This is a genomic window from Microbacterium paludicola (genome assembly GCF_039529675.1).
In the GTDB taxonomy this organism is placed as follows: Bacteria; Actinomycetota; Actinomycetes; order Actinomycetales; family Microbacteriaceae; genus Microbacterium; species Microbacterium paludicola.
Genome location: NZ_BAAANG010000001.1, coordinates 236,158 through 255,040, shown reverse-complemented (window position 1 = coordinate 255,040; position 18,883 = coordinate 236,158). Strand labels below are relative to the sequence as shown.

The 18,883-nt window shown below is 72.4% G+C and carries 16 protein-coding genes; 9 read left to right on the top strand and 7 right to left on the bottom strand.

The features are described 5' to 3' along the window. Nucleotides 1–73 precede the first annotated feature (73 nt). The 3 genes from ABD161_RS01265 to ABD161_RS01255 are packed head-to-tail and all read left to right on the top strand — an operon-like array spanning nucleotide 74 to nucleotide 1,158. Complete coding sequence (locus ABD161_RS01265) at nucleotides 74–400, top strand: hypothetical protein (RefSeq protein ID WP_135114983.1); 327 nt, start codon at nucleotides 74–76, stop codon at nucleotides 398–400. Between the two features lie 25 nt (nucleotides 401–425). Next, nucleotides 426–803, top strand: coding sequence for a hypothetical protein (locus ABD161_RS01260; RefSeq protein ID WP_343998916.1), 378 nt, complete (start codon nucleotides 426–428; stop codon nucleotides 801–803). A 10-nt stretch (nucleotides 804–813) separates the two neighbouring features. Beyond that, nucleotides 814–1,158 (top strand): hypothetical protein, encoded by a 345-nt coding sequence (locus ABD161_RS01255; protein ID WP_343998914.1) that lies wholly within the window; start codon nucleotides 814–816, stop codon nucleotides 1,156–1,158. 22 nt (nucleotides 1,159–1,180) lie between these two features. Here ABD161_RS01255 and ABD161_RS01250 read toward each other — a convergent pair whose 3' ends face one another. The 4 genes from ABD161_RS01250 to ABD161_RS01235 form a co-directional block, all read right to left on the bottom strand. After that, nucleotides 1,181–2,167 carry a GlxA family transcriptional regulator gene (locus ABD161_RS01250; RefSeq protein WP_343998913.1) on the bottom strand — a complete coding sequence of 329 codons (987 nt, stop codon included), beginning with the start codon at nucleotides 2,165–2,167 and terminating at the stop codon, nucleotides 1,181–1,183. A 243-nt stretch (nucleotides 2,168–2,410) separates the two neighbouring features. Then, nucleotides 2,411–3,631: a glycosyltransferase gene (locus ABD161_RS01245; protein WP_343998912.1), complete on the bottom strand. Its 1,221-nt coding sequence runs from the start codon at nucleotides 3,629–3,631 to the stop codon at nucleotides 2,411–2,413. Between the two features lie 20 nt (nucleotides 3,632–3,651). Then, on the bottom strand, nucleotides 3,652–4,851 hold the full coding sequence (locus tag ABD161_RS01240; protein WP_343998910.1) for a glycosyltransferase: 1,200 nt from the start codon (nucleotides 4,849–4,851) through the stop codon (nucleotides 3,652–3,654). 153 nt (nucleotides 4,852–5,004) lie between these two features. After that, a complete protein-coding gene (locus tag ABD161_RS01235; protein WP_343998908.1) occupies nucleotides 5,005–6,432 on the bottom strand; it encodes a CCA tRNA nucleotidyltransferase in 1,428 nt (475 codons plus the stop codon). A 54-nt stretch (nucleotides 6,433–6,486) separates the two neighbouring features. Between ABD161_RS01235 and ABD161_RS01230 the strand changes: the two genes are divergently transcribed. Together ABD161_RS01230 and ABD161_RS01225 are read left to right on the top strand one after the other, a co-directional pair. Beyond that, the gene (locus ABD161_RS01230; protein ID WP_343998907.1) at nucleotides 6,487–7,542 is read left to right on the top strand and encodes a zinc-dependent alcohol dehydrogenase family protein; all 1,056 of its coding nucleotides are present in this window, start codon (nucleotides 6,487–6,489) and stop codon (nucleotides 7,540–7,542) included. Next, on the top strand, nucleotides 7,539–8,381 hold the full coding sequence (locus ABD161_RS01225; protein WP_343998905.1) for an EamA family transporter: 843 nt from the start codon (nucleotides 7,539–7,541) through the stop codon (nucleotides 8,379–8,381). The genes ABD161_RS01230 and ABD161_RS01225 overlap by 4 nt, the downstream gene beginning before the upstream one ends. A 744-nt stretch (nucleotides 8,382–9,125) precedes the next feature. Here the strand turns inward: ABD161_RS01225 and ABD161_RS01220 are convergent. After that, complete coding sequence (locus ABD161_RS01220) at nucleotides 9,126–10,643, bottom strand: DUF7059 domain-containing protein (protein ID WP_343999116.1); 1,518 nt, start codon at nucleotides 10,641–10,643, stop codon at nucleotides 9,126–9,128. A 138-nt stretch (nucleotides 10,644–10,781) separates the two neighbouring features. On the opposite strand from ABD161_RS01220, the gene ABD161_RS01215 reads away from it, so the two are divergent. Beyond that, nucleotides 10,782–11,216 carry an Hsp20/alpha crystallin family protein gene (locus ABD161_RS01215; protein WP_135114601.1) on the top strand — a complete coding sequence of 145 codons (435 nt, stop codon included), beginning with the start codon at nucleotides 10,782–10,784 and terminating at the stop codon, nucleotides 11,214–11,216. 171 nt (nucleotides 11,217–11,387) lie between these two features. Here the strand turns inward: ABD161_RS01215 and galK are convergent, their stop codons facing one another. Then, nucleotides 11,388–12,617: a galactokinase gene (gene galK, locus ABD161_RS01210; RefSeq protein ID WP_343998902.1), complete on the bottom strand. Its 1,230-nt coding sequence runs from the start codon at nucleotides 12,615–12,617 to the stop codon at nucleotides 11,388–11,390. Beyond that, a complete protein-coding gene (gene galT / locus ABD161_RS01205; protein ID WP_343998899.1) occupies nucleotides 12,581–13,837 on the bottom strand; it encodes a galactose-1-phosphate uridylyltransferase in 1,257 nt (418 codons plus the stop codon). Before galT ends, galK begins: the two co-directional genes overlap by 37 nt. 94 nt (nucleotides 13,838–13,931) lie before the next feature. Here galT and ABD161_RS01200 point away from each other — a divergent pair, with 94 nt between their 5' ends. The 3 genes from ABD161_RS01200 (at nucleotide 13,932) to murJ (ending at nucleotide 18,803) form a co-directional block, all read left to right on the top strand. Then, on the top strand, nucleotides 13,932–14,897 hold the full coding sequence (locus ABD161_RS01200) for a LacI family DNA-binding transcriptional regulator (protein WP_343998897.1): 966 nt from the start codon (nucleotides 13,932–13,934) through the stop codon (nucleotides 14,895–14,897). A 119-nt stretch (nucleotides 14,898–15,016) separates the two neighbouring features. Continuing rightward, nucleotides 15,017–17,215 (top strand): DUF6049 family protein, encoded by a 2,199-nt coding sequence (locus tag ABD161_RS01195; protein ID WP_343998895.1) that lies wholly within the window; start codon nucleotides 15,017–15,019, stop codon nucleotides 17,213–17,215. Next, entirely contained in the window at nucleotides 17,208–18,803 is a 1,596-nt protein-coding gene (gene murJ, locus ABD161_RS01190) for a murein biosynthesis integral membrane protein MurJ (protein ID WP_343998893.1), read from the top strand. The genes ABD161_RS01195 and murJ overlap by 8 nt, the downstream gene beginning before the upstream one ends. Nucleotides 18,804–18,883: the final 80 nt, after the last annotated feature.

Here is an 18,883-nt window from a genome sequence, read left to right as displayed (position 1 = left end):
AGACGTCGCCGGCTGCGGCGTGCCCTCCGAACGGTGGACAGACACGCGGCGGCGCGGCCGCCATCCTGGAGGGATGACCACGCTCCCGTCGCCGCGGCTTCCCGCGCGACCGTCGCGGCCGCACGTCGGCAGCATGGTCATCACGCCCGCGCAGGTCGCCGCCGGCATCGCGGTGTTCGGCCTGCTGTACGCCCTGTACCCCCTCCTGTTCGTCCACGGGGTCGCGCACATGGGCGTGATGCTCGGCCTCGCGATCGCCGGTTTCGCGGGAACCGTCGCGATCGTCCTCGGCGGCATCGGCGTGTTCTTCGGCTCATCCCGGCGCAGGGGCCTCGTCTGCATCGCCGTCGGAGCCTTCGCCCCGCTCGCGACGCTGGCCGCGATCCTGCTGTTCCTCTGACCTCGGCGTTCGCTAGCCTGACCCCGTGACCGCACCCGAGTACCCGCCGCCGCCCGCGACATGGAACGCCCCCGCCGCGCGACCCGCGAGCCGGGGCGTCGCGTCACTCGTCGCCGCCGGGTTCGCCGCGGGCGTTGTGCTGCTGGGGTTCGTCGCGATCTTCGTGCTCGCCGCGGCCGTCAGCTCGGGCGACCCGACGACCGTCGGGCTCTCGTCGCTGCCGACGCAGCTCGCGAGCGCCCTGCTGGGGATCGGCGCCATCGTCGCCGGGTCGATCGGGATGGCGTCGCGCGCGCGGTTCGTGCTCGCCGGCGTCTCCGTCGGCGTGGGCCTCGTCCCCGTGATCTCGGGCTTCGTCACGATCCTCGAGTTCATGATCCACGCCGCGACCTCGGTGCTGTGAGGAGCAACGGATGACCGCTGAGCCCTACGCCCCCGCCGCGCCTCCGGTACGCGCCAACACCTTCGCGATCGTCGCGATCAGCATCGTCGGCGCGCTCATCCTCCTCAGCGCCGCGAGCAGCTTCCTGCCGATCCTGTCGTACGAGCTGCAGTGGTCGTACGCCACGGTGAGCGCCGTCGTCGCGATCGTCTCGCTTGTGCTCTCGCTCGCCGGCGCGGCGTGCGCGTTGCTCGGCCTCCGGCACCCCCGCAAGGGGCTCGCTGCCATCGCGCTCGGGTACTGCATGTTCGTGCTGATCCAGCAGGCGCTGTGGGCCGGGGTGTACCCGACAGTCGTGCAGCTCTTCAGCCGCTGACCCCGCCGCTGGGCACGGGCGGTCAGGCCGCGACGACCTCGCGGGCCTTCTTCGTCTCGGGCGGGCAGGCGAACCGCGCGCGGTAGGCCGTCGGCGTGGTGCCGAGCACCCGCGAGAAGTTCTGGCGCAGCACCGCCGCCGATCCGAAGCCGCACTCGTCGGCGATGCGGTCGAGGCCCCACTCGGTCTCCTCGAGCATCCGCTGCGCCTGGATGATGCGCTGACGCGCGAGCCACGCCGCCGGCGTGGTGCCGTAGTCGGCCTTGAACCGGCGCGCGAAGGTGCGCGGCGACATGTGCGCCCGGTTCGCGAGCTGCTCGACGGTCAGGTCGCGGTGGAGGTTGGCGACGGCCCAGTCGGCAACCGGCGCGAGCGAGAGGCCGGTCTGGTCGGGCATCGGCTTCAGGATGAACTGCGCCTGCCCTCCCTCGCGCTGCGGCGCGACGACCATCCGGCGCGCGATGCGGTTGGCGGCCTCGGCGCCGAGCTCCTGGCGCAGCAGGTGCAGGCACGCGTCGAGCCCCGCCGCGGTGCCGGCGCTCGTGATGATGCGGCCGTCCTGCACGTAGAGCACGTCGGGATCCACCTCGACCCGCGGGTACATCCGCGCCATCGTGTCGGCGTACAGCCAGTGCGTCGTCGCACGGCGACCTTCGAGGATGCCCGCGGCGGCGAGCACGAACGCGCCGCTGCAGACGCTGAGGATCCACGCGTCGCGCTCGACGGCGGAGCGCAGGATGGCGGCGACCCGGGTGTCGATCCGTCCCCACGCCGACTTCGGCTGCGTCGAGACCACCACGAGGTCGGCGGTCTCGGCGAAGGTCAGGTCGTCGGTCACGTTGATCGAGAAGCCGAGATTGGATGTGACGGCTCCCGGGTCGGGCGTGACGATGCGGAAGTCGAACTTCTCGATCCCCTCCGCCGTGCGGTCGAGGCCGAACGCCTCGCAGGCGACGCCGAACTCGAAGGGCGCGAACCCCTCCTGCACGATGCACGCGACGGTCTTCATGAGGGGCTCCTGAGGGATGGAGTGAGGGTGGCAGTATTCCTGCGGGTTATGGCGATCCTGCCACTGTTGGCAGGATCCGCGCAAGCGCAGGATGACTGCCATGATCCTTCTCATCCTTCTCGCGATCCTGTCGGTCGTCGCGGTCGCCGCCACAGTGCACGAGGTGCACGTCGACGGCTACCGCGCGCTGCGCACGGATCCGCGGCGCCTGGTGCGCTGAAACCGCTGACGCTCGCGCCGGCCTCAGCGACCCGTGGCGACGCGCGCGTAGACCTCGACCATCGCTGCCGTGCGGGACGACTGGCGGAACCTCGCCGGCATCCCGGGGTCGGGCACGGGCGCCGTTCCCGCGGCGATGTCGGCCGCGGCACGGGCAAGGGCCGCGGCGAGCGCGCGGATCCGCCCCTGCTCGTCGGCGGGCGCCTCCACGCGCCACACTCCCTCGCCGATCTCGTCGGCGATGTCCGGATCGCTGATCACGGCGGGCGTGCCGAGCGATGCCGCCTCGAACGGCGTCATCCCCTGCGTCTCGAAGCCGATCGACGTCTGCACGAGGGCATCGGCCGCCGCGATCCGGCGCAGCGTCTCGTCGTAGGCGAGCTTGCCGGCGAAGCGCACGCGATCCTGCATGCCGTGCGCGTCCACGAGCTTGCGCGCGGCGGCGAGCTGCCCGCCCCCGCCGATCAGCTCGACCTCGCACTCGACGTGTGCCTGCGCGAGCGCCTCGAGGAACGGCAGCAGCCGCTTCTCGGGGCTCATCCGCCCGAGCCAGACGAAGCGCGGCGGGCCCGGGGCTCGCTCGGCCGGCGCCTCGGCGCGCACGCGGTCGAACACCTCGTCGTCGATCCCGTTCCACACCACGTCGACGGCGTCGAAGACCCCGTGCGCCTCGAGACGCCGGGCGAAGTGACCGGACGGCGCGGTCACGGCGCGCGCCCCGCGCGCGAGTCCGCGCAGGTACGCCCAGCCGTCGGCACCGGTCGCCGCGCCTCCCGGCAGACCCCGCAGCACGGCGCGGCGCCAGCCGTTCAGCGCGCGCAGCACAAGCCCCGGGAATGGCGCCGTCGCCTCGATTCCGACATCCACGCGGTTGTGCATCGTGTGCACAACAGGCAGCCCGTGGCGCGCGGCGAAGCGGTAGCCGAGGAACGCGCCCCAGAAGTCGGCCTGGACGTGCACGACGTCGGGCGCCAGACGCTCGGTCATCCCGCGGTCGATCGCGCGGTCGGCCGCGCGACCGGGCCACGTGAACGAGTACTCGCGGTCGAGGGTGATCGGGATCGAGGGAAGGTCGAGATACGCCGGATCGTCGGCGTTCACCACCGCTCGCGCGCCATGCCGCCGCGGCGCGACGATCGTCACGGCGTGTCCCGCCCGCTCGAGGTAGCGGCGCTGCAGCCGGGTCGAGACCTGGGCGCCGCCGAGCGACTCGACGTGCTGATCCGCGAAGATCACGACGTGCATGAGCTGCGGACCCCTCGGGCTCAGGCCGGCAGCGCTTCGCCGCGGTAGATCGCCTCGAAGGTGTCGAGCGTGCGGTTGATGTCGTGCACGAGCACGCCGTCGAGTGACGCCTGCTGCATGCGCAGCCGGTCCTCGGGGCTCGCGGTCAGCACCGTGGTGAGCTTTGCGGCGAGCTCGTCGGAGTCACCGGGCGCGAAGAGGTAGCCGTTCTCGCCCTCGTGAACGAGGTGCGGCAGCGCCACGGCGTCGGCGGCGACGATCGGCAGCCCCGACGCCATCGCCTCCATCGTCGCGATCGACTGGAGCTCGGCGATCGACGCGATCGCGAAGACCGCGCCCTTCGTGAGCGTCGCCCGCAGGTGCTCGTCGCTCGACCGGCCGTGGAACGACACGCGATCCTTGATCCCGAGGTCCTCGGCGAGCTGCTGCAGCGCCGGCTCCTGGTCTCCCTGGCCGACGAGGTCGAGCTTCGCGTCGAGCGCCGGGTCGAGCTTCGCGACCGCGCGCAGGATGACATCCACCTGCTTCTCGGCCGTGATCCGGCCGACGAAGACGATCCGGTTCTCGGTGCGGGGCCCGAGGTCGGGGGTGTACTGCGTGCGGTCGATGCCGCAGCTGACGGGGATGACGCCGGCGATGTCGATCGTCTTCTCGAGGAAGTCGGCCGCCCGACGCGTCGGGGTCGTGATCGCCGCGGCCATGCCGAACGTGCGCCTCGCGTCGGCCCACGCGAGCTTCACCAGGATCCGGTTCGCCCACTCGGGGAGCGTGGTGTGGTCGAGGATGTTCTCGGGCATCACATGGTTCGTCGCGACGACGCGGATGCCGCGCTTGCGCGCCTCGCGCGTGAGGCCGCGGCCGACGACGATGTGCGACTGGCTGTGCACGACGTCGGGCTTGACGCGATCGAGCACGCGGCGGGCGTGGTGCTTCGCGCGCCACGGCCACACGAACCGCAGCCACTCGTGCCACCACAGCTTGACCGACGGCAGGCGGTGCACGGTCATCTGCACGCCCTCGATGGTCTCGGTGCGGTGAGGCTCGTCGCGGTAGCGGGTGTTCGGCACCACGACGTGGACGTCGTGCCCGCGCTGCACGAGGCCGGCGGCGAGGCGCTCGGCGAAGCGGGCGGCGCCGTTGATGTCGGGGTGGAAGGTGTCGGCTCCGATGAGGACGCGCAACGGCTTCCGGGGGGCGTCCGGGACGGGGGAGTCGGTCACGTTCGAGCCTCGCAGTGCTGTTCGTGGCGGCATCGCCTCTCGCCCGGGGGTCGGCGGCGAGAGGACGGGAAGTCGAAGTCAGAGCCTATCCGACTCGCCCCTTCCGTTCCGGAAGGCGTGCCGCGTCGTTCCGCGGCTGAGCGGGTGTCCGCGTCAGGCCTGCGCGGCCCACCACTGCCGCAGGCGGCTCTCGGCCTCGTCTGGCCCGAGCACGCCCTCGTCGAGGCGCAGGTCGAGCAGGAACTTGTACGCCCGGCCCACCTCCGGCCCGGGCGGGATGCCGAGCACCTCCTGGATGCGGTTGCCGTCGAGCTCGGGCCGGATGGAGTCGAGCTCCTCCTGCTCGCGCAGCGTCACGATCCGCGCCTCGATGTCGTCGTACGCCGACGCCAGGCGCGTGGCCTTGCGCTTGTTGCGGGTGGTGACGTCGGCGCGCGTCAGGATGTGCAGCCGCTCGAGCTGGTCGCCCGCATCCCGCACGTACCGGCGGACGGCGGCATCGGTCCAGGCGCCCTCGGCGTAGCCGAAGAACCGCAGGTGAAGCTCGATCAGCCGCGACACCGCGTCGATCGTCGCGCCGTCGAACCGCAGTGCCTGCAGGCGCTTGCGCGCCATCCGCGCTCCCACGATGTCGTGGTGGTGGAACGTGACAGCGCCGCCCTTCTCGAGCTTGCGCGTGCGCGGCTTGCCGATGTCGTGAAGCAGCGCGGCGAGGCGCAGCGCGACATCCGGTTCCTGATCCGGGAACCGGATGCCCTCGTGCTCGATCGCCTGCCGCAGCACCGTGAGCGAGTGCTCGTAGACGTCCTTGTGGTGGTGGTGCTCGTCGACCTCGAGGCGCAGGGCGGACACCTCGGGGAGGAACTCCTCCATCAGCCCGGTCTCGACGAGGACCCGGATGCCGCGCACCGGATCGTCCGTTCCCAGCAGGCGCGTGAGCTCGCCCTGGATGCGCTCGGGGCTGACGATCGAGAGGGTGCCGCGCAGCTCCTCGATCGCCGCGCGCGTCCCCTCCTCGACCTCGAAGCCGAGCTGCGACGAGAAGCGGGCGGCGCGCAGCATCCGCAGCGGGTCGTCGCCGAAGCTGATGCGCGGGTCGATGGGGGTGCGCAGGACGCCGGCGAGCAGGTCCTCGACGCCGCCGGTGGGGTCGACGAGCTTCACCTCGGTGACCCGCAGCGCCATCGCGTTGACCGTGAAGTCGCGCCGCACCAGGTCGGCCTCGAGCGTGTCGCCGAACTCGACCGTTGGCTTGCGCGTGACGCCGTCGTAGCTGTCGGCGCGGTACGTGGTGATCTCGACCTGCTCGCCCTGCACGCGGGCGCCGATCGTGCCGAACGCGCGGCCGATGTCCCACTGCGCGGTCGAGATCGGCTTCACGATCCGCAGGATGTCGTCGGGGTGCGCATCCGTCGTGAAGTCGAGGTCGTGGGTGCTGCGTCCCAGCAGTGCGTCGCGCACGGGGCCGCCGACGATCGCGAGGTCGTACCCGGCGTCGGCGAAGGCGCGGGCGAGCGTCGCCACGACGGGCGAGGCCGCCAGGTCGCCGAGACGCGCGACACCGTCGGCCATGTTGAGCATGGGTTCCAGGGTAGTCGGGGCCGCAGGCCGCCCAGCGGCGGTTACCCTGACCCCATGCGCGCGACACTGCTTCACGGTCCCGGCGACGTCCGCTTCGAGGAGGTGCCGGATCCGGTCATCCGCGATCCGCGCAACGCGATCGTGCGGGTGGTGGCCTCCTGCGTCTGCGGCTCCGACCTGTGGCGCTATCGCGGCATCACGGGCACCGCGAAAGAGCCGCAGCTCATCGGCCACGAGTTCGTCGGGATCGTCGAGGAGGTCGGATCCGACGTCTCGCGCGTGAAGGTCGGCGACTTCGTGATCGCCCCGTTCTACGACTGCGACATGACGTGCGAGAACTGCCGCAACGGCTTCTCGACGTCGTGCCTCGAGATCGGCTGGTGGGGCTCGAAGGACCACGCCGGACACCCGACGGACGGCGGCCAGGGAGAGTACGTGCGCATCCCGCACGCCGACGGCTCGCTCACGGTCGTGCCCGGCGGGATGCCCGACGAGGCGCTCATCCCGAGCCTGCTGACGCTGTCGGACGTCTTCCTCACGGGCCACCACGCGGCAGTGTCGGCGGGCGTCCGCGCCGGATCGACCGTCGTTGTGGTCGGCGATGGGGCGGTCGGCCTCAGCGGAGTGCTGGCGGCGTCGCGCCTGGGGGCCGAGCGGATCGTCGCGATGTCGCGTCACGAGCCGCGGCAGAACCTCGCCCGCGCGTTCGGCGCGACTGACGTCATCGCCGCACGAGGGGATGAGGGCGTGGCCGCGGTGAAGGACCTCTTCGGTGGCATCGGGCCGGACGCCGTGCTCGAGTGCGTCGGCACGAAGGAGTCGATGGATCAGGCGCTCCGCTCGGCCCGCCCCGGCGGTCAGGTCGGCTTCGTCGGTGTGCCGAACGGCGGCCCCGAGCTGCCCGTGCGCACGATGTTCTCCACGAATGTGGGCGTGCGCGGCGGCGTGGCGCCGGTGCGCAACTACATCGACGAGCTGCTGCCCGAGGTGCTGTCGGGCGCGATCGAGCCCGGACGGGTGTTCGACCTCACCGTGCCGATGGCCGAGGTCGCCGAGGCATACGCCGCGATGGACGAGCGCCGCGCGATCAAGTCGATGCTGCGGCCGTGACGGCGGTCCTGCTCGCGCTCGCCTCGGCGCTCGCCTACGGCGTCTCCGACTTCTTCGGGGGCCTGTTCGCCAAGCGACACAGCGCGTGGACGATCGCGTTCTGGGGGCAGCTCGGCGCACTCGCGGCGGCCGGGCTGCTCGCCCTGTGGATCGGCGGGCGCCCGTCCGGCATGGACCTGGTCTGGGCCGCCGTCGCGGGCGTCGGATCGGCGCTCGGCACCGCGTTCCTGTACCGCGGGCTCGCGAGCGGGCGGATGGGCGTCGTCGCGCCGATCTCGGCCGTCGTCAGCGCGGCCGTGCCGATCGTCGTCGGCGTCGCCACGGGGGAGCGGCCCGCGCCGCTCGTCTGGATCGGGATCGCCGTGGGCCTCGTGGCGATCTGGCTCGTCGCGCGCTCCCCGGATCCGGAGAGCGGATCGCGCGCCGCGGCCGGGGCGTCGGTGCGCGACGGGATGCTCGCGGGCGCCGGATTCGGCGCGTACTTCGCCGCGATCGGCCAGGTGCGCGACGAGGCGGGCCTATGGCCGAACGCCGCGAGCATGGTCGTGGCGGTCGTGGCCCTGCTGGGGATCCTGCTGCTCGTGCGCGCGCCGCTCGGCCTTCCCCCGCGGCGCGCGGGGCTCGCGCTCATCCCCGGTGTGCTCGGCGCGATCGCACTCACGCTCTTCCTGCTCGCGGCGCAGCAGGGCCTGCTCACGGTCGTCGCGGTGATCGCGTCGCTCTATCCGGCGGCGACCGTCATCCTCGCCGCGCTCGTGCTGCACGAGCGCATCCACCGCGGCCAGGCCGTCGGCCTCGCCGCCTGCGCGGTGGCCGTCGCCCTCGTCGCCCTCGGCTGAAGAGGAAAGCACCCCCACCGCTTGCTGAGCGAGCTTGCGAGCCGAAGCGACCGACCCCAAGCCGCCCGCCCGTGCGAGCCGTCATCTCGACTCGCAAGCTCGCTCGATAACCGGGGTTGTGTGCGCGCAAAGGTGCGGCGAACGCACCGAACGACGGCGCGAAAGGTGCACACGCCGCACCTCTACCCCCACCGGTTGCTGAGCGAGCTTGCGAGCCGAAGCGACCGACCCCAAGCCGCCCGCCCGTGCGAGCCGGTCATCTCGACTCGCTCCGCTCGCTCGATAACCAGGGTCGTGCGCGCAAAAGTGCGGCGAACGCGTCGAACGCGGCGCGTTGAGCTGCACACGCCGCACCTGTACCCCCACCGGTTGCTGAGCGAGCGCCAGCGAGCCGAAGCGACCCGCCCCAAGCCATCCATCCGTGCGAGCCGGTCATCTCGACTCGCAGGCTCGCTCGATAACCGCGGTTGGGTGGAGCGCTGTGCCCCCCACCGGTTGCTGAGCGAGCTTGCGAGCCGAAGCGACCGACCCCAACCCGCCCGCCCGTGCGAGCCGTCATCTCGACTCGCTCCGCTCGCTCGATAACCGGGGTTGGGCAAACGCTTGTACCCCTGTGCGAACGACGTGAGCGTGGAGCGAAGCGACCCCGCAGCGCGAAGCGCTGCCGCAACGGAGCGCCAGCGACGGTGCCTCGCTCGCCGAGCGGCGGCGCGGAGCGTCGCCCGAGCGCGTGCGAGCCGCTTCTTAAAAGAAACTCAGGAACCCGTCCACCACCAGCTCGCGCACACGGGGGAGCAGCTCCGCGCGGAGCGCGGGGCCGTCTGCCTCGAGGAGGTCGGCGATCGCCGCGATGAGAGGGCCCACAGCGAGGTCGCCATCGCACGCGCCGACGAGGGCGGCGAGACCGGGGTCGGCCTGGATGGCGCGGCCGAAGCCGGCTCCCTGGCGCAGCTCGATGACCTGCGGGTCTCCGATGCCCGGCAGGTGGTGCCTCGCCTCGGTGACGTCGGCGGCGGTGCGCAGCGTCGCGGCGGCGAGCGCGTCGTCGTCCATCCGCGCGAGCCGGTCGTGCGCCTCCAGCGCCTGCGCGAGGTGCGCGCCGAGCCCGCCCTCCGACGGGATGGGCTGCGACACGCGCTGGTACCGGGCGAGCGTGGGAGCGCCCTCAGGGCGCCGCAGCAGCACGTAGCCGAAGCCCACCGAGGTCACGCCCCGTTCGGCGAAGTCGTCGAGCCATGCGCCGAGCAGCTCGTCGTGGCGAGGCGATCCGGGAGCGGTGCCGCCGTCGCGGATCCACATCTCGGCGTACTGGATGGGGTCCAGCTGCTCGCGTTCGATGATCCACGCGTCGAGCGGCACGGGCGAGGATGCCACCCACTCGCGCACCCGGTCGAGGCCGTCGACGCCGCCGCGGGTCTCCCAGTTGCCGAGCAGCTGCGCGACGCCGCCGGGCGCGAGGTGCGTGCCGACGCCGCGGACGACCTGCTCGACGAGCGCGTCGCCGACCATCCCGCCGTCGCGGTACTCGTAGCCGGGAACTCCCTGCGCGCGCGGCGTGATGACGAACGGCGGGTTGGTGACGATCCGGTCGAAGGTCTCTCCCGCCACGGGCTCGAACAGGCTGCCGAGCCGGGTCTCGATCCCCTCGTCGCGGTTGAGCAGGGCGTTCAGGCGGGTGAAGGCGAGGGCGCGCTCCGACAGGTCGGTGGCGACGACGGATCCGGCGTATCTCCGCGCGCGCAGGGCCTGGATGCCGCATCCGGTGCCGAGGTCGAGCACGCAGCCCGCCGGTGTGGGCAGCTGGAGGCCGGCGAGGGTGAGCGAGGCGCCGCCGACGCCGAGCACGTGATCCTCGGCGAGGGCGCCGCCGCCCGTGGCGATCTCGTCCAGGTCGCTCGCCAGCCACCATTCGCCCGTGCCCTCGGTGTCGAGGTACGACTGGGGCCGGATGATCGCGCGCGGGACGACCTCCTCCCCGACCTCGGCAAGACCGAGCCGCTCGAGCCCGTCGGCGCCGAGCGTCGGCAGGGCGGCGTCGACGGCCGCGCGCGGCTGGGCGACGCCGAGCACGAGCAGCCGCCCGAGGGTGGCCAGCGCATCCCGTCGTTCGCCGAGGCCGCGGAGGGCTGGCACGCGCAGCCCGCGCCCGATCGCGTCGTCGGCCTCGACGCCCCACGCGGCGCGCAGCGCCTCGGAGCGGAAACGTGCGGCCTGCAGGTCGGCGGCGAGCGCGGCGCAGAGCGCGGCATCGGGGTGGGGCATCACGCCTCCATTCTCGGCGACTTCTTAATCTCCTCTCAGCCACACTTCTGGCACTCTCACCCCGAGAGTGCTAATTCATATATCGAGTCCTCAAGACTCCAGGTCTGAAGCGCCACGAACAGACAGAGGAGGATCACCATGGCGATGTTCTTCGACCCGTTCCGTGAGTTCGACCGCATGGCCGAGCAGCTGTTCGACCGTCAGGGTCCGCGGCTGATGCCGATGGACCTCTACCGCGACGGCGACCACTACGTGCTGAGCGCCGACCTTCCGGGCATCGATCCGGGCAGCGTCGACATCGACGTGGACGGCCAGCTGCTGACGATCCGCGCCGAGCGCACCGCTCGCAGCGCCGAGGGAGTGAAGTGGATCACCCGCGAGCGCTCGACCGGCTCGTTCCTGCGCCAGCTCAACCTCGGTCAGGGGATCGACACGGCCGGCATCTCGGCGACGTACGACAACGGCGTGCTGAGCGTGCTCATCCCCATCAGCGAGAAGGCGAAGCCGCGCAAGATCGAGGTGCAGCGCTCGGTCGGCGGCGCCCAGGAGGTCACGCCCGAGCTGACCGCCTGACGCATTCACGCACGACACAGGGACCCGGATCCGTCCGGGTCCCCTTCTGTGTACGGGCGTTTCGGGGCGTTTCGACTCGCTCGTTCCTCGCTCGCTCAACGACCGGAAGAGGGTTCAACCCATCCTGTTCGTTGAGCGACGAGCGTCAGCGAGGAGTCGAAACGCGCCGGATCACGCGTCGCGGCGCACGCCCTCCGAGGGAACGACCGTGAAGGCGTGCGGGGCCGCATAGCCGCGGTCGGCGAAGGCGCGGGCAGCGGCGTCGGCGACCGCGTGCACCGCATCCGCCTCCACGAGCGCGACCGCCGAGCCGCCGAAGCCGCCGCCGGTCATGCGCGCGCCGATGGCACCCGCCGCGAGCGCCGCGTCGACCGCGGTGTCGAGCTCGGGCACCGAGATCTCGAAGTCGTCGCGCATCGACGCATGGGACGCCACGAGCAGGTCGCCGATCGCGCGCGGCCCGCCGGAGGCGAGGGCGTCGACCGTGTCGAGCACCCGCTGGTTCTCGGTCACGATGTGACGCACGCGGCGGAAGGTGACGTCGTCCAGGATGTCGCGCGCGCGATCCAGATCCGCCTCCGTCAGGTCGCGCAGGGACGGCACCCCGAGGGCCGCCGCTCCGCGCTCGCAGGCGGCGCGGCGATCGCGGTAGCCGCCGCTTGCGTGCGCGTGCTCGACCTTCGTGTCGATCGCGAGTAGCATCAGCCCCTCGCGCTCGAGCCCGAGGTCGACCGAGCGCGTCTCGAGCGTGCGGCAGTCAAGGAAGGTCGCGGCGTCGGCCCGTCCGAGGATCGACGAGACCTGGTCCATGATCCCCGTCGGCGCCCCCACGGCCTCGTTCTCGGCGCGACGGCCCACCTTCGCCATGTCCAGCGGCGACAGGCCGAGCTGCCAGAGGTCGTTGAGGGCGGCCGCGACGGAGCCCTCGATGGCGGCGGAGGACGACAGACCCGCCCCCACCGGAACGTTCGAGGCGATGGCGATGTCCACGCCGGGCACGTCCGCCGCCGATCGGCCGGATGCCGCCAGCGCCGCCCAGGCGACGCCGAGCGGATATGCCGCCCACTCGGGCACCGTGCCACTCGCCACGGCGGCGCCGGGCGTCCGGGAGAACAGCGTCTCGAGCTCGGCGAGCGCGACCTCGACGGGGTCGGGCGAGAACGTCGAGACGACGCGGATCGCCAGGTCGGCATGCATTCCGGCGGCCGCATACGTGCGGTGCTGGATCGCGAACGGCAGCACGAAGCCCTCGTTGTAGTCGGTGTGCTCGCCGATGAGGTTCGCGCGCCCGGCCGACGACCAGACCCCCTCGGCGCCGCGGCCGGTCAGGGTGGCGAACAGCGCCTCGGCGTCGTTCAGCGCGGTCACTCCGACCCGCTCCGCTGGTTCAGTGAATCCCATGCCGGATCCTCCGTGATCGTGGCGAGGGCCTCGCGCAGTCTGTCCGCCGACTGCTCCGGCGGGATGTCGCCGATCCAGGCGCCCATGGCGGCCTCGGATCCGGCGAGGAACTTGAGCTTGTCCGCCCCGCGGCGCGGCGACGTCAGCTGCAGGTGGAGACGAGCGGTGTCGCGCCCGATCTCGACGGGGGCCTGGTGCCAGGCGGCGATGTACGGCGTGCCGCCGGCGAACGCGATGTTCGAGTCGGTGCGGTACATCGCGTCGACCCCGCGCAGCAGGCGCAGGTAGAGGGGTGCGAGCTCGTCGCGCTCGGCCGTCGACAGCGCCGCGAAGTCGGGCACGTGCCGGCGCGGCGCCATGTGCACCTCGATCGGCCAGCGCGCGGCGAACGGCACGTAGGCGATCCAGTGCTCGCCCTCGAGCAGCACCCGCGGGCCCGCCGACTCGAACTCGATGATGCACTCGAACAGGTCGGCGCCCTCCCGCTCGATCGACGCCAGCAGGGTCTGCGTGCGCGGCGTCACATACGGGTAGGCGTAGATCTGGCCGTGCGGGTGCTGCAGGGTGACGCCGATCTCGGCGCCCCGGTTCTCGAACACGAACACCTGCCGCACTCCCGGCAGCGCCGAGAGCGCCGCGGTGCGATCGGCCCACGCCTCGATCACGGTGCGGGCGCGGGTGACGGTCTGGGTGCCGAACGAGCCGGTGCGCTCGGGGCTGAAGCAGACGACCTCGCACCGGCCGACCGACGAGCGGGTGCGGCCGAGGCCCGGCGCGTCGAGGTCGTCGAGTCCGCGGGCGGGATCGACGGCGGCGGGGGCGTCGCCGGTCGCCTCGTCGAGAGCGGGGCCGAACGACGGCGAGCGGTTCTCGAACACCGCGACGTCGTAGTTGCTCGGAGGCTCGGACGGGTTGGTCGGCGACTGCGGAGCGAGCGGATCCAGATCGGCAGGCGGCATCACAACGCGCCCCTGCCGGGACGTGGCGAGCGAGATCCAGTCGCCCGTCAGCACGTCGCGCCGCATCGTCGCGGTCTCGGGACGCGGCGCGAGGTCGCGCTCGTCGACGCGCCTCTCGGGCGGCAGCGTCGTGCCGGGGTCGTCGAAGTAGAGCAGCTCGCGGCCGTCGGCGAGCCGCGCGGTGCGGCGCACGACGCCGGCGCCCAGCTCGACCGCCTCGGGCACGGGAGCCCCTGCGGGCGGGTTCGCGGAGAACGTCATCGGATTCCTTTGGTCGCAGTGACGCGTGTTGACGTCAACATGCATGATAGGACCTGCGGGTGCTGCATCCGCAACACATGATCGGAGTTCAAGGATGGCGCGCAGTGTCTCGGCGGCGGATGTCGCCCGTCTCGCAGGGGTGTCGGGGCAGACGGTCTCGCGCGTGACGAACGGCTCGGCCCGCGTCGATCCGGCGACCCGTGCGCGCGTCGAGGCCGCGATGAGCGAGCTCGGCTACCGCCCGAACCGCGCCGCCCGCGCCCTGCGGACGGGCCGCACGCACACGATCGGCGTGCTCGTGCGCACCCTCGCCTCGGTCGGCAACGCGCGAATGCTCGAGGCCGTCGTCACCGCGGGCGCGGCGCGCGACCACGCGGTGCTCGTGCTGCCGCTCCGCGACGACACCACCGAGGCCCTCGACGCGGCCTACGCCTCCCTCGCCGACCACGGCGTCGACGGCGTGATCGCGCTCAACGAGGCGACTCCCACGGTGCAGGCGGCCGCCGCGCCGGCCTTCCCTCTGGTCGCGGTGGATGCCGCGCCCGCGCCGGGGCTGACGGCGATCTCGTCCGACCATGCCGGGGGAGCGGCCGCCGCCGTCGGCCACCTCCGCGCGGGCGGACACGCGATCGTCCATCACCTCGCCGGTCCCACCGGCTCCTACGCCGCCGACGAGCGCGAGCGCGGCTGGCGCGAGGCGCAGCCCGGCACCGCGCTTCCCGCGCCCGTGCGGGGCGATTGGACCTCCGCCGCGGGATTCGCGCACGGACGCGCCCTCGCGGCCGATCCCGCCGTCACGGCCGTGTTCGCCGCGAACGACCAGATGGCCCTCGGCCTGCTGCGCGCGCTGCGCGAGGCGGGGCGCGCAGATGTCGCCGTCATCGGCTTCGACGACGTGGTCGACGCGGCCGAGTTCCAGCCGCCCCTGACCACGGTCGCGCAGGACTTCGATGCCCTCGGCGCCCGCGCCGTCGCGCTGCTGCTCGACCGCGTCGCGGGCGGAGAGCCGGGGGCACGGACCGTCATCCCGGCCCGGCTCGTCGTGCGCGAGAGCGCCTGAGCGACGCGGGCGATCCGGCGACGGGGCCGTGCCCCTGTCGGTCGATCCACAGGCGCCTCCGTAGAATCGAGTGGATCCGTGGCCTGGGCCTTCCGGCGCACCCGCGATCACAGCTCACCATGACGACGGACCTTCCCCGGGGCCGGGCCGCGCGCAGCAGGCGCCGCCTCCACGCCCCTCTCCCCGCTGCGGCGTTCGCCGTGCTCCTCGGTCTGTCGTATGCGACGCCGGTGCACGCCGCCGTCGCCGAGGAGGAGCCCCCGCAGCTCACGGTTGCGGCGGCGTCACGCGGAGTGCTGCAGACCGGATCCTCGCTGACCGCGACGCTCACGATCACCAACCCCGCGGACGAGCCGCTCGAGGGGTCGAGCGCACGGCTGCAGCTCGGTCGCACGCCGCTCGCCGACCGCGACGCGCTGCACGACTGGCTGGAGGGCCCCGACCCCGAGGTCGAGCTCACGCCCGTCGGCAGCGGCCCCGCCGACGACATCGCCCCGGGCGAGACCGACACGGTCGGCATCACCGTCGCGGCCGACCACACGGCGCTCGCGGGGCTGCAGCCCGGCGTCTACCCGCTGCGCGCGCAGTACGGCGAGGCCTCGGCCGACACCGTGGTGGTCGTGCCGCAGGCCGCCGCGCAGCCGGTCGGGCTCGTGATGCCGATCACCGCCCCGGTCGCCGACCGCGGCCTGCTCGACGCCGACCGCCTTGCCCAGCTCACCGGCACCGACGGCGTGCTCACTGCCCAGCTCGACGCCGCGGCGGGCTCCGAGGCGATCCTCGCGATCGATCCGGCGATCCCGGCGGCGATCCGGGCCCTCGGCGAGACGGCGCCCGTCAGCGCGGTGCAGTGGCTCGATCGCCTTATGCTCGCCCCGAACGACCGCTTCGCCCTGCAGTTCGGTGACGCGGATGTCGCGGCGCAGCTGCAGGCCGGGCTGACGGCGCCGCTGCAGCCCCTGTCCCTCGAGGGCTATCTGCCGCCCGAGCCGGCCGAGCCGGATCCCACGCCCACACCGACCGAGTCGCCCGCGAGCACCGGCGACGACGACCAGGACGGGCTCGACCTCGACGATCTGCTCGACATCGGCGACGACCCGGGGTCTGTGTACTGGCCGGTCCCGGGACACGCGACCGCGGCGGTCATCGACGGCCTCCACGCCGCCGACCCCGAGGCAGTGACGCTCACGCCCTCCACCGCGACCGCGCAGGGGGCGGACCTCGCCGGCGTCGCCGCCGCCGGGGTCACCGCCGGCGGGGGAGCGGCCCTCGTGTACGACGGATCGGCCTCCGCGGCTCTCGACGAGGTCGCGAAGGCCCGCGACGAGGGCGAGCGCGCCACGGCCGCCGCTGCGGCCGCCGCGGAGCTCTGGTTCGCGGGACGCGACGTGGGCGGGGCGCCCGTGCTCGTCGCCCTCGACCGCGCCACCCCCGCCCTCGCGGCCGCCGCGGACGAGACGACCGGTGAGGCGCCCGTCGACCTCGAGGCGCAGCTGGACGAGGCGCTCGACGTCGTGACGCTGAGCTCGGCGGTCGAGGCACAGAGCCTGTCCGACCTGCTCGACGCGCAGCGCCGTCGGATCGCGCCGGCCGAGAACGCCCCGAGCGACGTGCGCACCACGTTCGTGAAGGAGCTCGGCGACTCCGAGCAGCGCGTCGCCCACACGGCAACCGTGCTCGAGACGCCCGACGTCCTGACGGGGCTCGTGCGGGCCGAGGCGCTGCAGGCGCTCGGGGTCGGCTGGGAGCAGCGGGCGGATGAGTGGCAGGATGCGCTCGGCGCCTTCCGCCAGCGCACCCGCGAGCGAGCCAACGCCGTCGGCATCCAGGATCCGACGCCGGTCAACCTCGTCAGCGCGGGTGCCGATCTGCCCGTGTGGGTGCGCAACGACCTGCCGTATCCGGTCACGGTCACGCTGCACGCCGACCCGCAGGATCTCCGACTCGACGTCGCCGATGAGAAGACGGTGACCATCCAGCCCTCCAGCAGCACGACCGTGCAGATGCCCGTCGAGGCGCGTGTGGGAAGCGGCAACGTCGACATCGAGCTGACCCTCCTCAGCCCGACGGGCGAGGTGATCGGACCGCGCCAGACCGTCGAGGTCGCGGTGCGCGCCGACTGGGAGCGCATCGGGATCGGCATCCTCGTCGTCCTCGTCGTGGGCCTCATCGGCACCGGCATCGTCCGCACGATCCTCCGCCGCCGTCGCACGACCGCGGCCGCCGCCGAGACGGATCCGGAAGCGCAGGATGCCGCGGATGGCACCGACGATTCGGTCACGGATCCCCAGAAGACGGAGAAGCACCCGGATGCATAGCCTCGGACGCGCGAGCGCGATGATCGCCGCCGGAACGCTCGTCTCCCGCGTCACGGGGCTCGTCCGCAACATGGTGCTGGTGCTGGCCATCGGCGGCTCGGGACGTGGCGCCGACGCGTTCGCGACCGCGAATCAGTTGCCGAACTACGTGTTCCAGGTGATCTCGGCCGGTGTGCTCACCGCGGTGATCGTGCCGCAGGTGGTCAAGTGGTCTGCGGAGAAGGACGGCGGGCGGACTCATCTGTCCAAGCTGTTCACGCTCGCATCCGTGATCCTCCTCGCCACCACGGCGGTCTCGATGCTGTGCGCACCGCTGCTCGTGTCGGCTTTCGCCGCCCAGTACGACGGCGCACAGCATGCCCTCGCCACGACGTTCGCGCTCTGGTGCCTCCCGCAGATCTTCTTCTACGGGATGTTCGCGCTGCTGGGCGAAACACTGAACGCGCGTCGGATCTTCGGCCCATATGCGTGGGCGCCGATCACCAACAACCTCGTGTCGATCGCCGGGTTCGCTGTGTTCATCGGGGTGTTCGGCGGCGGCCGCCGTCCCGTGGACGAGTGGGATCCGGCGATGATCTCAGCACTCGGCGGTCTGGTCACATTCGGCATCGTCGCCCAGACCGTGATCCTGCTCGTCTTCTGGCGACGCACGGGACTGAAGCTGCATATCGACTTCCGATGGCGTGGCATGGGGCTGGGGGCCATCCGGAACCTCGCCGGCTGGACATTCGCGATGCTGCTGATCGGGATGGGCGTCTCAGCTGTCCAGCAGGGCGTCATCTCAGGCGCGTCCGGTGAGGGCCCGGCAGCAACCGTGTGGGGCAACGCCTGGCTCGTCTTCATGCTCCCGTACTCGGTCATCGTGATGTCCATCGGTACCCCGTATTTCACACAGCTCAGCGAGCATGCGGCCGCCGGTCGCGATGACGAGGTGCGCGCCGACATCGGCCGCAGCGTGCGCACACTCGGCCTCTTCGTGGTGATCGCCGCGGTGGCCGTGATCGCCGCCGCCGTGCCGGCGGCTCGAATCTTCACCGACGACGCCGAACTCGCCGTCGACGCCAGCCGCGTTCTGATCGGATTCCTCATCGGCCTCGTGCCGCTCGCAGTTCAGTTCGTGGTGCAGCGCACGTTCTACGCCTACGGCGACACCCGAACTCCGTTCCTCTTCACGGTCTTCCAGGCCGCCATCGCGATCGGTCTTGCCCTGCTCATGCCGCTGTTCGTGCCGCAGGAGCTTCTCGCCGCCGCCGTGGCGGCCGCCCAGTCGCTGTCGAGCCTGGCCCAGGTGGTCCTCGCCAGCTGGCTGCTGCACCGCCGGCTCGGCTCTCTCGGCATGGGCACGAATCTCTGGGCGCTCGCGCGCTTCACGTTCGCCGCGATCCCTGCGGGTGTCGCCGGATGGGGCATCTACCTCCTGGCCGGAGCCGAGAGCGGATGGATGACCTCCGGGCCGGTCCAGGGAGCCCTGGGCGTGTGTGTGATCGGCCTGGTCTCGCTCGTGGTCTACGTCGCGATCCTGGCGGTCGTCCGCGCGCCGGAGCTGCGCACGGCGACCGGCCTCGTCCGCCGCCTCCTCGGCCGCTGACGCTCCCCCGATCTCCCACTGACCGGGACGGGAGTCGTCCGACCCATGGTGGGGACTGCAGACCGCCGATAGCTTTCCGG

Bases quoted from the DNA above. Each gene is read 5' to 3' on its own strand.
- ABD161_RS01220 (WP_343999116.1), bottom strand. From the start codon at position 10,643: ATGCCCCACCCCGATGCCGCGCTCTGCGCCGCGCTCGCCGCCGACCTG.
- ABD161_RS01200 (WP_343998897.1), top strand. From the start codon at position 13,932: ATGGCGCGCAGTGTCTCGGCGGCGGATGTCGCCCGTCTCGCAGGGGTG.
- murJ (WP_343998893.1), top strand. From the start codon at position 17,208: ATGCATAGCCTCGGACGCGCGAGCGCGATGATCGCCGCCGGAACGCTC.
- ABD161_RS01195 (WP_343998895.1), top strand. From the start codon at position 15,017: ATGACGACGGACCTTCCCCGGGGCCGGGCCGCGCGCAGCAGGCGCCGC.
- galT (WP_343998899.1), bottom strand. From the start codon at position 13,837: ATGACGTTCTCCGCGAACCCGCCCGCAGGGGCTCCCGTGCCCGAGGCG.
- ABD161_RS01265 (WP_135114983.1), top strand. From the start codon at position 74: ATGACCACGCTCCCGTCGCCGCGGCTTCCCGCGCGACCGTCGCGGCCG.
- ABD161_RS01255 (WP_343998914.1), top strand. From the start codon at position 814: ATGACCGCTGAGCCCTACGCCCCCGCCGCGCCTCCGGTACGCGCCAAC.
- ABD161_RS01215 (WP_135114601.1), top strand. From the start codon at position 10,782: ATGGCGATGTTCTTCGACCCGTTCCGTGAGTTCGACCGCATGGCCGAG.
- ABD161_RS01245 (WP_343998912.1), bottom strand. From the start codon at position 3,631: ATGCACGTCGTGATCTTCGCGGATCAGCACGTCGAGTCGCTCGGCGGC.
- ABD161_RS01235 (WP_343998908.1), bottom strand. From the start codon at position 6,432: ATGCTCAACATGGCCGACGGTGTCGCGCGTCTCGGCGACCTGGCGGCC.
- galK (WP_343998902.1), bottom strand. From the start codon at position 12,617: ATGGGATTCACTGAACCAGCGGAGCGGGTCGGAGTGACCGCGCTGAAC.
- ABD161_RS01230 (WP_343998907.1), top strand. From the start codon at position 6,487: ATGCGCGCGACACTGCTTCACGGTCCCGGCGACGTCCGCTTCGAGGAG.
- ABD161_RS01250 (WP_343998913.1), bottom strand. From the start codon at position 2,167: ATGAAGACCGTCGCGTGCATCGTGCAGGAGGGGTTCGCGCCCTTCGAG.